A 13,921-nucleotide genomic window follows, 5' to 3' on the forward strand; every position below is an offset into this window, starting at 1 on the left:
ACCCTATTTATAGAAACGATTTTGATACTGATGGCTAAGGCGAAAACTAATTACACCTGTACCGAATGCGGTGGCATTACGAACAAATGGGCCGGGCAATGTCCCGCTTGCAGTCAATGGAACACGTTGGTTGAAACCATTATCGAGACAGGCGGCAATCGTTTTTCAAACCAGCATCAGGGTTTGGCGCAAACCGCTCCCGTCGTCAGTTTGTCGGATATCGATGCGATTGATATACCGCGTTTCGGCACCGGGATCGAAGAGTTTGATCGCGTGCTCGGCGGTGGTTTGGTCGCCGGCGGTGTCGTCTTGATTGGTGGTGATCCGGGGATAGGTAAGTCCACGCTTTTGTTGCAGGCGCTGGCAAATCTGTCCCGCGTCAAAAAAGTGCTGTACGTCAGCGGTGAAGAGTCCGGCGCGCAAATCGCCATGCGTGGGAAGCGATTATCGATCGATGCTAAAGACCTCAAGCTACAGGCAGAGATCCAGCTTGAAAAAATCTTGCACACCTTAATCGAGCATAAGCCAGAGGTCGTGGTGATAGATTCCATCCAGACCGTTTATTCCGACGCGCTGTCCTCCGCGCCCGGCTCGGTGGCGCAAGTGCGTGAATGCGCGGCGCAGTTGACGCGGGTTGCCAAACAGACCGGTATAACTATCATTATGGTCGGACACGTCACCAAAGAAGGTGCGCTGGCTGGCCCCCGAGTGCTAGAGCACATCGTCGACACTGTGTTGTACTTCGAGGGCGATACGCACTCCAGCTTTCGGCTGGTGCGCGCAGTCAAAAACCGCTTCGGCGCGGTGAATGAGCTAGGTGTGTTTGCCATGACCGAAAAAGGTTTAAAGGGTGTATCTAATCCATCTGCATTATTTTTGTCTCAGCATGATGTCGCCGTAGCGGGTTCATGCGTGATGGTGACGCAAGAAGGAACGCGCCCGCTATTGGTAGAAATTCAGGCACTGGTTGACGCTTCCCACGCACCGAACGCGCGCCGTTTATCCGTCGGATTGGATCAAAATCGTCTCGCCATGTTGCTGGCAGTTCTGCACCGTCACGCAGGGATCGCCGCGTTTGATCAAGATGTATTTATTAATGCGGTGGGAGGCGTTAAAATTACTGAACCGGCTGCCGATCTCGCGGTATTGTTGGCGATTAATTCATCTATGCGCAACAAACCACTGCCGCGCGGTCTGGTGGTATTTGGTGAGGTTGGGTTGGCAGGTGAAATCAGGCCTGCGCCACGGGGGCAGGAGCGCTTGCGAGAAGCCGCAAAATTAGGATTTTCTATCGCAGTTATTCCTAAATCTAACGTACCAAAACATAAAATTGAAGGCTTGACCGTGATTGGCGTAGAGCGCATAGACGACGCGTTAAACAAAATTCGCGACGCCGGAGAGTAGTCCCCGCGGCCCAGCGCAACGCGCTCGCTCCAGTCAATTTGTTATATCGCCCGATCCATCATCCTTTGCCGTAACGACGTGGCCGTCGCTATTTGTTCGCGATTGCAACGTTGATCGGCTGCGATACACCATCAGTCTTCGCCGTTTTTCTGCACAATCTACTTCTCACGGCTTCACGCTTTCGTTCCTGATACGCCAAGAGATATTGCCTAAGCGCGACCGAAATAACATTTTTTCTGACAAAGGACCTTTACAGTCTGCAAGTGTGTCAATCGTGTCAATCAGTAGCGTTTTCAGAGGCATCAGCAAAATGGGATCTCCGGACGGGGCGCTCAGGGCCCAATGATCGCGCATAAATCGCCATGGTCTGCTGCCTTGCGAGTAAGCACTTGAATCTGCGATGCAGGCTATCAATCGTCCTTGTAATAGCGCGTGGAGTTGCCCGCTTGTTCAAAAACCTGTCTGCGCCACATTTCAATCCATTCACCCCTGTTTGAATATCGCTATGCGAGGTCAGCATAATGATGCTGAGCAAATGCATCCGTTGCATTGTAGCTAACCGTTGAACGGGGGTGAAAGCGCTATTACCCATATTGCACCGCAGTAATGCATTAGCAGGGCGGTAAGTTCCTGAAGTCGTCTCAACGCGCTATGAAAAGATCGACAGTACCGGCGCCGAGTGGCAGCTTGATTTACCGATATTTCTTGTAAGAAATGTAATAAAACAGATAACAATTTTCAACGTAATTGACAAATTCATTAAATTTGTTAAAATTACTCAAATGCAAAAATGTCCTGATATAATGAGCATTCTGCATATAAAAAATTATTATAAGTATAAATGCGCATAATTTGATGAGACAGTTACCATTTTTATTTACTTGGTAAGGCGAACTTTAGGCCGTTAGCAAGTTGATTGCCCGCGCTTCTTTTACTCACATCAAAGGCATCGTGTTGAGGAATAAAGTGGGAATTAATTACTATTAATTACGAACGCGGAATGTCTCGTCGTAGCGTAGCCCCGTGAAATAAATAAGCAATTGCCTGTGCTTCAGTTAAAGCGCAATTGAGCGCCTGCTGATGATAGTGGGTGCGATTATGAATATTAATAAAAAAAACGTGCCGTCGCGGAGGCACAGCTAGCTTTCATTGCACTGCTAACGGCTGTAGTTTTTGCTGAAGAATTGAATCGTGCTCAAATTTTAATATTGTAAAAGGTGACAGGGTCAAGGGCCTTGCAATAGGCTGCTTAGTACTTGATTCAATAAAAAAATGGCCAAAACCGATGAGATTGCTGACTTTGCTGTCGCGTAAATCCATTGCATGGAGCGCACAAAAAATAGGTCTGTGAATTGAACCTTGAGAATGTATAACATCTATGAAAGCCTAAAATGACACTGCAAATTTCTGAAAAAAATCTGGATTATGACCAAAGTAAATTGCTCGATGAGCTGCTTCATCGAAAGGCTTTAAAAAACGATGCTGCGCTTTGCAGAGTCTTGAACCTGGCCCCCCCACTCATTAGTAAAGTTCGGCACGGTAAGATTCGTATAAGTGGCGACGTATTGATTCGGATACACGAGACCTTCGGTATTGCATTTTCAGAAATGCGCCAATTGATGGGGCCGGGTGAAAATGTCGAGCATCATGTTATTGGCCTGGAACTAACCCCTTAACGGATAGCGATGACCGGTAAAGTCGATTTTTTTATTAAAATTCTCCACGGTACCGGTTTCGACGCGCACACTTTTCTAAGGAGGCTGAGGTGACCCGATCAATCAGGTCTGGGAACGAATTTCGGGTAAAGACTTCCAGAAAAGTTCATCTTTCGTTCTTTGGAGGGTACGGAATAAAAAACGATTATCGATATAATATTTTCGTGTATCAAGCAAGCGTTCTCCACCAGATTTAACATATTTGTTTCAATTGTTTTACATTTATTGTCATATGTCACAGCTTCAAGAAAGACTAGGAAACTATATTATGTAAAGAGAAATTATCTTTATCTATTATTTACGGAATTGCACAGCAGAGCGGAGATGGCGTATTAAAATGTCCCTTTTTAGAAGTAATCCTTTTATCGGGAAATTTATTTCATTTAGTTAAAATATTTTTAAATTGCAAAGTTCATCAATGCCTTCTTCTAATATATGTACAACCCAGAACGTTGCCCAGATGTTGGGGATTTCGGTGACCTCGGTCCAGCAATTGGTAGAGGCTGGTGTGATTGAAGCGTGGAAAACGGGTGGCGGGCACCGGCGCATTCCGCTTGCCGCTGTCGAGGCGTATAAAGCCTCGCTGGCAACATCGTCGCGAGTGGGCGCGTTAGGTATGTTTCCGGACAAAAAAACCTCGATTTTAGTGGTCGAGGATAACGCGATGCAGCGCGCTATTTACGAAAAGCAAATTTCCTCGTGGAACTTGTCTGCCGAACTCCGCTTTTGCGAAAATGGTTATCAGGCGCTGGTCGAAATTGCGACGCACCGACCGGGCGTACTTTTAGCAGATATCGTGATGGAGGGTATTGATGGTTATGAAGTAATTAATACTATCTTGGGTTATCCTCATTTGGCAGCGGTAAATATTGCTATACTATCAAGTCTGTCGCCTGCCGAATTGAAGGCCCGTGGAGGAATTCCTGACGGAGTGGTGTTTTTTAGTAAACCGATGAACTACGATGAGTTGCGCGGATATTTACGTGCTTGCTGCGCACAAAACACCCCGAGGGTCGCACCAAATTAAAAGCTAACGCGCGCCAGTAAAATTCTTCGAGGGTATTTGGGCAAATTTTTTCTACCAATTTATGGTTGAACAGAAAAAATACCTATTTATGTGCATTAATACTGCACCTACACAATTCGCGGCGCATACTAAAGCTATTAATTTTAGTAAGGCTAGTGGGAGGCTCGGCCCAGGTTTGGTCCCACAATGCTAAGTAGCATTCGGAATTTATTGTGAATAGAGGGCGGACTTGGCCCATGCATGCAAGGCACCTCTTGCGACCCTGTGCAAGCATTGCTAGCAGCAGGTTACGCCGCAGAGCGGCCGATAGGGTCGCCAGATATCACAAGAAATTATTGGGAGTTACTTAAGTTAAGTATTTTGTACAAAATAGATTTACACATTGATGGGATTAATCAGTCGCCCGAATGACAAGTCATCCTATCACTTGTCAGGATCTTCGTTGTTACCGGATATACAAGCAGTGCACAACGTACGATGAACCAAGCTAATTCATATATATATATCGATCCATTGGTGCTTTTTAACGCAACTGGAGGAGATATTGAGTCGTTCCGCAGTTTGTCTCATACATTTCTTGAGATAGCGCCACCGATGTTCGAACGTCTGAAAACTGCTATTTTAGTAGGAGATGCAAAACTGATTGGGCGTGAAATTCACTCTTTTCGGGGTACTACGGCCCTGGTTGGGGCGATACAGTTGACCTCCAGCCTCGTGGAACTGGAGCAATTGGTGCAAGACCAAGGTGTCTCATATCTCGCGCAACATATTGGCAAATTGTGGCTATTATTTTGTCTGGTCACCCAGGAGGTGAAGGACAGCATAATGTATTTTCAAGGGGACCTCGGTTAGCGCTAAAAATTAACGATAGTCACAACAAACGCGCAAGCAGTAACCGTGTGCAGGATTGCGCTCCACCTTTCCGCTCCATCATTATCTCGTTGGCAGCTTACTTAACGTTTTCTGAAAATCACCTGCAATGTCATTAATACGACCGACAGAAAAGCGACGGTCATGCCGCGCGTTGGGAAGCTGGGGGTTGAGCGCACGGCGTGCGACCGCGATCATTGGTATCGTAGTGATTACGCTACTCGCTGTATTGATAGTAATATCGGCGAAGATATTACATGACCGGACGATCGAAGCATGGGGGACTGAGCTTGGTAACCTGTCACTGATCATCGCAGAAAATACTTCGCAAACGATGACTTCTTCGGCCCTCGTGCTGGATAGCATTATTGAGAACATCGAAGCCGCCGACATTCACGATCAGGCCGAGCTGGTGCAGGCAGTGGGTAACGTCCAGACTTTTCAAACGATGCGTGACAAAATCAGCGGTCTGCCGCAGATCAGTGTCGCTACGATCGTTGGAGCGGACGGACAGGTTATTAACACAACGCGCTCATTTCCCGTGCCAGTAATAAATCTAAAAGACCGCGACTATTTTGCGTATCAGCAACAAAATAGGGATGCCGGGATGTTCATCAGTAAGCCTGTAACAAATAAAACTAATGGAAAGTGGATTTTTTATATAGGGCGACGCCTGGAGAGTCCTGACGGAAAATTTCTAGGCATAGTTACCATCGGAATATCGAGTGATTTTTTTGGGAATTTTTACAAAAATGTCAGTTTAGGAGAGCACTCGGCGGTATCGCTTTATCTACGCGACTATACTTTAGTGGCTCGCTGGCCGCCCCTTGAGCATTTGATAGGAAAAAAATTCGTCACCGGCCCCACTTTTGAGGTTGGAGAGCAAAAATGGACGGACAACGTGATTTTGTCGCGTGCCCCGCGGGCGGCGGACGATTTTAAAAAAGTTTATCGCATGAGCGCGATCCGCTTGGTCAGAGGTTATCCGCTCATTGCTAATGTAACGATCACCGAAGCTCTTTTCCTCGGGAGTTGGCGTAGGACCGTCCAACTGATGGGCGGAATCGCTTTAATCAGCCTGCTCGCGTTGTCGATCGCTTTTATGCTCATCGCAAGTATTTTAAAGCGTCGTGAGCAGGACGCTAAAGAAGCCTTCCTGTTGAAGGCGGAGGCTGATTCTGCCAACGAATCCAAGTCGCTGTTTTTAGCCACGATGAGTCATGAAATTCGGACTCCGATGCATGGAATTATCGGTATGTCTGAACTGATGCTGGACACCAAACTTGATGCCACGCAGTTAGCCTATGCCAATAACGTGCGTAGCGGTGCCAGAGGTCTGATGCGTATTCTGAATGAGATTCTCGATTTTTCTAAAATTGAGGCGGGACAAATGGAGTTGGAAACCATCGCTTTCGATCCCGCTCAGGTTATCTTTGATGTCATTGCTCTGCATAAGGTTAATGCAGAAAAGAAGCATCTTGTCATCGAGACTTCGCTCAGCTTGTCTTCTTCTAAATGGGTGGATGGTGATCCGGTACGTATAAGGCAGGTACTCGGTAATTTGCTGGTCAATGCGATTAAGTTCACCCCGTCCGGCACCATAACAATCTATTGCAGTGCGCATCCCGATATTCTCGCCCCAGAAGTTGTGCATTTACGGTACTCGGTCCTCGATAGCGGAATCGGCATGAGTGAAGCCGCCCAGGCACGTTTATTTGAACCGTTCAGGCAAGAAGATAATACGACGAGCCGAAAATATGGCGGTACCGGTCTTGGACTCGCTATTTGTAAGCGACTGGTTGAATTGATGCACGGCCAGATTAATTGTGCTAGTAGCCTGGGTTTAGGGTCAAGCTTCACGTTTCGGATTCTATGCAGGGCTTCTACCATCGCGTTCCCGCATTTTCCTGTTATCGATAGCGAACCTGGTAAGCCGGTAGCGTTACCACTTAGGCAAGAGCCGTTAAATGCAATGCGGATACTGGTTATCGAAGATACCGAGATCAGCAGACAGCTGGTGCGCGTCCTGTTAACCAAAAGAGGATGTATCGTCGAGGAAGTAGAAAACGGGCAGCTGGCGCTGGATGCGCTATTACTCAAAGAGTTCGATCTGGTGCTAATGGATTGTATGATGCCGGTAATGGATGGTTATGAGGCGACCCGACAGCTTCGGCAACGAGAAGCGGTGTCGGGGGCAATGAGAGTGCCGGTGATAGGTCTTACCGCCAGTGCGATCAAGGGCGACCGCGAACGTTGTCTGGCAGCAGGAATGGACGATTACCTGACCAAGCCTTGCACTGCCAGCGAGTTTATGGCGACTGTCAGTCGGTGGATACCCTTGGGTCCGCCAATTGTCAACGTCGCTGAAACCGCTAAGGCGGTGAGCGCCGATAACCCTGTGGCATGATGTTCAAATGGGTCTATATTGAACCCTGAACGTCTCTATCCAATGCAGAATTATTAATTACCAAACTAACTTGTGCGCGAGAACTTTAGTTCCGGCGCCGAAACGCGCTATTATCCGTTCCCTGCGACTTTGCCAAGATCCCACATAGGCAAGAAAATACCCAGCGCCAGCACTAACACGAGGAGGCCCAATACCACAATCAAAATGGGTTCGATCTCGGACGACAGCGTTTTGAGTTGATAATCAACCTCTTGTTCGTACATTTTAGCGATTTCATCCATCAAATCGTCCAGTTCACCAGTTTCTTCGCCCACCGCAATCATCTGCAATACGACCGGGGTGAACACGCCCGCGACAGTCGCGGTACGTAAAATGTTTTCCCCGCGCTCCACCCCATTGCGCATTTGTTCGATGCGACTAGCGATATAAGCATTGTCTACCGTTTGTGCTACAACGGTAAGCGCCTGTACGATCGGTACACCACTTTTGCTGGATAAGGCAAAGCTACGGGCGAAACGGGCCAGGGTCGCTTTTAGAATTATTTTCCCCACGATAGGAAAACGCAACTTTACCTTATCCCATTTATACAACCCGTCTACGGTCGCCAGCCAGGCCCGGAATGCAAACACCCCCCCGACCGTCGCCGCCAGCAATAGGGGCCAATAATTGACAGTAAACGTCGAGGAAGCGATGAGAATTCGGGTCGGCAATGGCAGTTTTGCATGGAAGCCGGCGTAGACACTGGCGAAGGCAGGAATCACGAAAATATTTATGACAACAATTGCGCCCATCATTGCCATCACGACAAACGACGGATAGCGCATCGCCGTACGCACCCTTTCACTCATCTCCCGTTCGAATTCCAGATGCGCAAACAAGCGTAGAAATACCTCCTCTAGCCGACCAGTCATTTCTCCAACACGGATCATATTCAAATAGAAATTGGAGAAAATTTTGGGGTGACGTCGCATCGCTGCCGATAGTTCTCGCCCGGCGTCGAGTGATTCCCGGATGTCCTTCAGCACGCGTGCAAATGATTTATTAGTGGCGGACTCTTGCAAGCCAGCAAGACCGCGCATGATAGGGATACCGGCCTTCAATAACGTATATAGCTGTCGGCTGAATAATTGCACATCAATAGGTTTTACTTTTTCTTCGCTAAAGCGGGTCCACCAGTCGGATTCGCTACCGACGACTGTCGCTTCGCTGGTTGCCGTAATATCGACCGGGGTTATACCGATGTTAAATAGTTGGCTAGCGATACCGCTGGTATCGCTGGCTTCCAACACGCCCTCGACTTGCTCGCCGCGTTCGTTACGGGCTTTGTATGCAAAGAAAGGCATTTTTACTCCTCAAACTGACTACTGATGCGCATTGCTTCGCCAACCGTGGTTTTGCCCTCTGTAACAAGCGTTACGGCATGACGGCGGAGTGTTTGGCCCGCTAACTGGTTCTCGGCTATTTGCATGAATAGGGCTGGATTATCGCTGTTGGCCGCGTCAGCGACTTCTTTCGTAATTTCCAGCATTTCATAGACTCCCATTCGACCGCGAAAGCCGGTGCCATTGCAATGGGTGCAGCCGCGCCCATGCGCATACCGATGGTCTTTCACCGTCTCTTTTAGTTCGGCCTTCAACCACTCGGCCTCGTTGACCTGCAAAATATAATTTTCTGAGCAGCTTTGACAGATTAAGCGCACTAAACGCTGTGCCACTACCGCCTGAAGTGAACTGGCAACCATGTAACCCGGCACACCCATATCCAGCAAACGGATCGGCGTACTGATGGCGTCATTAGTATGCAGCGTAGACAACACAAGGTGACCTGTCATCGCAGCGCGCATACCGATTTGCGCGGTTTCCTGATCGCGCATTTCGCCGACCAGCACCACGTCAGGGTCCTGGCGCAAAGCGGAGCGCAACACTCTGGAGAAGGTAAGTTCTATTTTGTCGTTGACTTGTACTTGATTGATACCGGGAAGACGGTATTCAACCGGATCTTCAACAGTAATCAGCTTTCTTTCTAATGTATTAAGTTCTGATAAGGCACCATACAAAGTAGTGGTTTTACCGCTACCGGTTGGCCCTGTCACCAGCACCAGTCCGCTGGGCCGCTGCAAGATGGCACGAAACCGTTTTAACATTTGTTTCGGCATGCCGATGGCGTTTAGATTGAGTATGCCACCGCTTTGATTAAGCAGGCGCATGACGACCGACTCGCCATATTGCGTCGGCATGGTTGACATCCGGACGTCGATTTGTTGCTGCTTGACCTTGATAGCAAAGCGACCATCCTGCGGCAGTCTTTTTTCCGAAATATCCAGTTCAGACATCAGCTTCAGACGCAGCGCCAGCGAGGGTGCGATCTTGATGTCCGCTTCTGTTTGCAAGTGCAGGACACCGTCAATACGGAACCGGATGTGCAAGCGCCTTTCTTGCGGTTCGATGTGAATATCTGAGGCGCCGACCTGAGTCGCGTCATCAAAAACAGATTGCAAAAGCTTGACGACCGGGGCATCCTCCAGGCCGCCGCCGGTTCCCAAAGTACCGAAATCGATGGTGCCATCACCCAAATCCTGCTCCAGTTCACGCGCCAGGCCAGTGATCTGGTTGGTGCGACGATACAAGCGATCGATCATCTGAAGAAGCTCATTTTCATTGACGACCGCTACCGTCAAGTCCCGCTTCAGGAGTCGCGCAAGTTCATCATAGGCGAACAGATCGGTTGGGTCTGCCATTCCAATCAATATGCCGTCGTCATGAATGTCGATAGCGATTGCGCGAAAACGACGCGCCTGTATTTCTGGAATAAGCCATACCGTTTCCGCCTTAAGATGGTACTGCTTCAGGTGAATATAACGAATCCCTAATTGCTTTGCCAGCGCGCCGGAAATGGCTTCGTCCGTCGTAAAACCGTTTTCGACGAAAATCTTACCCAGTTTTCGCCCGGTGCGCTTTTGCTCGCTTAATCCTGATTCCAACTGTTCCAGCGATAGCAATTTTTGCTGCAATAAAATTTCACCTAAGCGAATTTTTTCCGGTCTGGCCATGAGAACTCCTGGAAACTTTTGCGTTGCATATTAGGCAGCGCTGTTAAGTGATGCAAACGAACCGGGCAAAGAAGTTACCTTTCGGTCGGCTACAGATTTACTGTCGTCTTAGATCCGTGGCGCAACCGGCCTCGCCTTGTTTTGCCTATATGTTGTCGCGTTAATGCAATCTTCGCTACGCCTTAATCGTTGCATGGCACGCCATTTGTCCGACAGGTGCTCATGGACGCAGACATCTTCCGCTCTACATACTGCGCAGTGCCTGAAGTCCCGCTACTGGATGTCGACGTGAAATGATATACCCCGATTTGGTGGTCGCCCTCAGTGTATGTCGCCATCGTACATTGAACTTGTACGTTAAAGCCAATCAAGGACCCGCCAAGGGAACTGATCGAGGACGGACCAGCGGGACAAACGTAAGGCGAACCACCTGTCGGCATATTTGTAGACTCCGGGATCATGGCTTGGTAGATACCCCACTCGATACCCGCCCGCGCACCCTGAAGTGCCCGCGAACCTTGCAAATCCTGATTTGCTGTTGCGTGTTGTACCGTCGAGAGGGTAAGCATAAAGGCCCCCAAAACGGTTAACACAACTAACAAAAAAATAGCCGACACCAACGCAAAGCCGCGCTGCCGGAAACTTCTCCGGTGGAAGCGCGCCGTACGCAGTTTACGGCGAATTGCTGACATGGACTGCATTGTATAGGCTGGTGGTTTCATGATCCTTGGTAATGTCTATTCGCATTGAAATCAGCCCATTGCGTTGAGTTACGCCCGCAGTGTAGTCAAACTCGCAATGACTAACGTTCTGCGCCAGCATAGGCGAGTCTGTGGAGACGGCCGGACAACTGGTCGGAGCGACCGCATTGATCCCGTAATGGGATAAACGATATAGGCTGCCGTTACCGTTACCGGCTGCATCGATCCCCGAGCCGCTGTTGGTGCAGACATAAAAAACCGCTTGCTCGGCGGCAGGCAATATCTGAAAGCGGTTGCCGGGGGAGGCTAACGAAAATTGCGTCGCGGTATCCAGTGTAATGCTATTGGCAGTGGCTGACAAAATAGTGGCGCGATTCTCGCCCGAATAAGCGTCCGCGCCGGGTATGCCAAGATTATAGACGACCACCTGGTCTCCACTTGCAGGGATTGGATTGAGAGTCGATAACACATCAAAAGTAGTGGTCGGTGTCGTAAAGTCTAGCGCTGCGCCGGGTGCCTCAGCACGATAGCGTCCGCCAGTAACCGTCGGCAAATATTCCAGACACAAAGGGGAAGTACCCACACTACGCACACTATTGGGCAACGCAAGCCGAAAATCACGGCCCATGCGGCGTAGAGCCGTATCAGCGGTATCGGTGGTTTCAACCCGACGTTCGAGATCGAAATACCCTTGTACCGGACTGCGGATGAATCCGACGACTACCGCCGCGATGACGCCCGTGATCGCGATGACCGTTACCGCTTCTATCAACGTAAATCCGCGGCAACGTTTGATGGGAGCAGGGCGCATGTTGTTATGGTATCGCATTAGGGTATGGCATTAGGTGCATAGCGAAAACGGTAACCCGTCAGCGATAAGTCGGTATTGCTTGAAACAACCCGTACGTCAATTTGCAATACGTCGTTTTTAGGCAAGCTTGGTGTCAATGTATCGCCAACCTGCTGAATTGTGACCGTAACGGAGTAGGATGCAAGCCCCTCAATTAACGTACCCTGAACATCGCGGATGGGTGACATGGAAAAGTTATTGTAATCGGCGACATTGTCGGCCTCGCGCCGGGACAGGTTACTCACTCTTGAGAAGGCAGGTAAAACATCTTCCGAAGAAATGCCCGGCACGCCAGCGCAACCGCCCACGTTAGTAGCGGTTAGTGCGTTAGCATCAGAGGGTGCGCAATAGGTGAACGGTTGCAGGCGGATTTCTTCTAGCATCGATTCTGCGATGGCGACTGCTTGTTTACGTTGTAGCGGATCTTCACTATATCTGGTAGTGACGTTCATCACCGACAAAATACCCGCAACACCGACACTGACGATGACGATGAACATCAGTAACTCAATTAGCGTGATGCCGGATTGCTGATTGCGCCGGAACCCGGAGCAAAGGACTAATTCCGGAACTGATAAACAGACGACACGGCAAGTGGACGGACAGTCAGGACTGGAGTCAGTGTACATAGCCGGTCTCTCGTTCGACGATAATTACCCGCGTGATCCCGTCACCGATGATGGACAAGTTTACCGCTGCGTCCGGGGACGGCCTTCCTAATGCGGAGAAAGAGAAGGTTGAGGTGGTTGATCCAATAGTGATGTGGCGCGGTGCAACTATGCTAAATTTTTGGGAGTTGGCCGGATTAAGCACGACTTGATTTACATCATTGCTGGCGCAATTGCTATCCGAAATATAGGTCAGACATAACGTTGCTGCCGGGGCGTTCACATTGACGAATACGTTGGCATGTTGGGCAATAGCGTTTTTTTGCGCGTAACGCAGCATGGATAAAGTCTGATCGTAGAAGCCGCGTGCCTGAAAAGTTTCCAGACCAATAAAACGGGGGACAACGACTACGGACAAAATGCCGGTGATGATAATGACCATAACGAGTTCTACTAATGTAAAACCGTTAATTTTTGCGGTGTATGGCAAGCGTCCTCCTGTCAGAAATGGGGATATTCGGCGGGAGGACGGGATGTGGCTATCAATTTGGCAGGATATTGGTTCGCACTTGGTTTTAGATGTGCATTAAACGTAAAGGATATCCTGACTGATTGCGGATGTAATGATTAAATTAATTAACTCCAATAAGATTAAATGTCGTTGTTGGCGAGTAACCTGCGAGCGTTAATGTACAAGAATTATCCCCGACTTTCAAAGCCCCCCCAGAAACTGAATAGTTCGTTGGTAGGCCGCTGGTTGTGATTGCACCACTTACGGAGTTAGCTCCATTTACGCTAATTCCCATGATTGCAATAGTTGCTACCTCACATGTTGATCCATAAGTTGCTACGCCCGAGGCGTTATTTGCTTGATGTGCAGCGTTGTTGATAACGCTGGCTGCTGCAATTCCCGCGGCAACACCTGCGAGAGCAGATGCTTGGGATTCTGTTTTTAGATCGATAAATTTAGGAACTGCGACCGCTGCGAGAACGCCCAGAATGACGATTACCATCACTAATTCGATAAGCGTAAAGCCAGACTGTTGTTGCTTTTTCATGATATTACCTTTAAGATTAAATATGCTAAATGAGAATAATATTTGTGCCCGGATATTCTTTTTGAATATTCGTGGCATAGAAAATAAATTATTACGAGTCACCAACTACACAAGAATTTATTAATTGTTTGCAATTTTTATATTACAGCAAGTTTCATTAAACCTTTCATTTAAGTAACCATGAAACAGAAGAAAGATTTAACATTTCATATTTAAGTGTTGTAAAAAGGAG

At 48.6% G+C, this 13,921-nt stretch carries 12 protein-coding genes; 5 read left to right on the forward strand and 7 right to left on the reverse strand.

Going from position 1 to position 13,921, the window contains the following annotated elements; genetic code table 11:
- The first annotated feature begins 30 nt into the window (after positions 1-30).
- The 5 genes from radA (at position 31) to HAV38_RS03220 (ending at position 7,423) form a co-directional block, all read left to right on the forward strand.
- Complete coding sequence (gene radA, locus HAV38_RS03200) at positions 31-1,404, forward strand: DNA repair protein RadA (RefSeq protein ID WP_168052346.1); 1,374 nt, start codon at positions 31-33, stop codon at positions 1,402-1,404.
- A gap of 1,391 nt (positions 1,405-2,795) precedes the next feature.
- Positions 2,796-3,080: a hypothetical protein gene (locus HAV38_RS03205; RefSeq protein WP_168052348.1), complete on the forward strand. Its 285-nt coding sequence runs from the start codon at positions 2,796-2,798 to the stop codon at positions 3,078-3,080.
- Positions 3,081-3,537: 457 nt separating this feature from the next.
- Positions 3,538-4,146: a response regulator gene (locus HAV38_RS03210; RefSeq protein WP_184013362.1), complete on the forward strand. Its 609-nt coding sequence runs from the start codon at positions 3,538-3,540 to the stop codon at positions 4,144-4,146.
- 477 nt (positions 4,147-4,623) lie between these two features.
- Complete coding sequence (locus HAV38_RS03215; RefSeq protein ID WP_168052352.1) at positions 4,624-4,998, forward strand: Hpt domain-containing protein; 375 nt, start codon at positions 4,624-4,626, stop codon at positions 4,996-4,998.
- Positions 4,999-5,125: 127 nt separating this feature from the next.
- Entirely contained in the window at positions 5,126-7,423 is a 2,298-nt protein-coding gene (locus HAV38_RS03220) for a hybrid sensor histidine kinase/response regulator (protein ID WP_168052354.1), read from the forward strand.
- A 110-nt stretch (positions 7,424-7,533) separates the two neighbouring features.
- On the opposite strand, the gene HAV38_RS03225 is transcribed toward HAV38_RS03220, so the two are convergent.
- From HAV38_RS03225 to HAV38_RS03255, 7 genes are all read right to left on the reverse strand, one after another.
- Positions 7,534-8,766, reverse strand: a complete 1,233-nt coding sequence (locus tag HAV38_RS03225) for a type II secretion system F family protein (protein WP_168052356.1) — start codon at positions 8,764-8,766, stop codon at positions 7,534-7,536.
- Positions 8,767-8,768: 2 nt separating this feature from the next.
- A complete protein-coding gene (locus HAV38_RS03230) occupies positions 8,769-10,472 on the reverse strand; it encodes a GspE/PulE family protein (RefSeq protein ID WP_168052358.1) in 1,704 nt (567 codons plus the stop codon).
- A gap of 182 nt (positions 10,473-10,654) precedes the next feature.
- Positions 10,655-11,041 carry a hypothetical protein gene (locus HAV38_RS03235; protein ID WP_209216598.1) on the reverse strand — a complete coding sequence of 129 codons (387 nt, stop codon included), beginning with the start codon at positions 11,039-11,041 and terminating at the stop codon, positions 10,655-10,657.
- Positions 11,042-11,144: 103 nt separating this feature from the next.
- On the reverse strand, positions 11,145-11,984 hold the full coding sequence (locus tag HAV38_RS03240; RefSeq protein WP_168052362.1) for a type II secretion system protein: 840 nt from the start codon (positions 11,982-11,984) through the stop codon (positions 11,145-11,147).
- 17 nt (positions 11,985-12,001) lie between these two features.
- Positions 12,002-12,652 carry a type IV pilus modification PilV family protein gene (locus tag HAV38_RS03245; RefSeq protein WP_168052364.1) on the reverse strand — a complete coding sequence of 217 codons (651 nt, stop codon included), beginning with the start codon at positions 12,650-12,652 and terminating at the stop codon, positions 12,002-12,004.
- Complete coding sequence (locus HAV38_RS03250) at positions 12,642-13,121, reverse strand: pilus assembly FimT family protein (RefSeq protein WP_245182168.1); 480 nt, start codon at positions 13,119-13,121, stop codon at positions 12,642-12,644. The genes HAV38_RS03245 and HAV38_RS03250 overlap by 11 nt, the downstream gene beginning before the upstream one ends.
- A 142-nt stretch (positions 13,122-13,263) precedes the next feature.
- Positions 13,264-13,689 (reverse strand): type II secretion system protein, encoded by a 426-nt coding sequence (locus HAV38_RS03255; protein WP_168052366.1) that lies wholly within the window; start codon positions 13,687-13,689, stop codon positions 13,264-13,266.
- Positions 13,690-13,921 lie beyond the last annotated feature (232 nt).

It is taken from the genome of Glaciimonas immobilis, from assembly GCF_011947285.1.
Classification (GTDB): domain Bacteria; phylum Pseudomonadota; class Gammaproteobacteria; order Burkholderiales; family Burkholderiaceae_D; genus Glaciimonas; species Glaciimonas immobilis.

Bases quoted from the DNA above. Each gene is read 5' to 3' on its own strand.
- radA (WP_168052346.1), top strand. From the start codon at position 31: ATGGCTAAGGCGAAAACTAATTACACCTGTACCGAATGCGGTGGCATT.
- HAV38_RS03205 (WP_168052348.1), top strand. From the start codon at position 2,796: ATGACACTGCAAATTTCTGAAAAAAATCTGGATTATGACCAAAGTAAA.
- HAV38_RS03210 (WP_184013362.1), top strand. From the start codon at position 3,538: ATGCCTTCTTCTAATATATGTACAACCCAGAACGTTGCCCAGATGTTG.
- HAV38_RS03215 (WP_168052352.1), top strand. From the start codon at position 4,624: ATGAACCAAGCTAATTCATATATATATATCGATCCATTGGTGCTTTTT.
- HAV38_RS03220 (WP_168052354.1), top strand. From the start codon at position 5,126: ATGTCATTAATACGACCGACAGAAAAGCGACGGTCATGCCGCGCGTTG.
- HAV38_RS03225 (WP_168052356.1), bottom strand. From the start codon at position 8,766: ATGCCTTTCTTTGCATACAAAGCCCGTAACGAACGCGGCGAGCAAGTC.
- HAV38_RS03230 (WP_168052358.1), bottom strand. From the start codon at position 10,472: ATGGCCAGACCGGAAAAAATTCGCTTAGGTGAAATTTTATTGCAGCAA.
- HAV38_RS03235 (WP_209216598.1), bottom strand. From the start codon at position 11,041: ATGCTTACCCTCTCGACGGTACAACACGCAACAGCAAATCAGGATTTG.
- HAV38_RS03240 (WP_168052362.1), bottom strand. From the start codon at position 11,984: ATGCGCCCTGCTCCCATCAAACGTTGCCGCGGATTTACGTTGATAGAA.
- HAV38_RS03245 (WP_168052364.1), bottom strand. From the start codon at position 12,652: ATGTACACTGACTCCAGTCCTGACTGTCCGTCCACTTGCCGTGTCGTC.
- HAV38_RS03255 (WP_168052366.1), bottom strand. From the start codon at position 13,689: ATGAAAAAGCAACAACAGTCTGGCTTTACGCTTATCGAATTAGTGATG.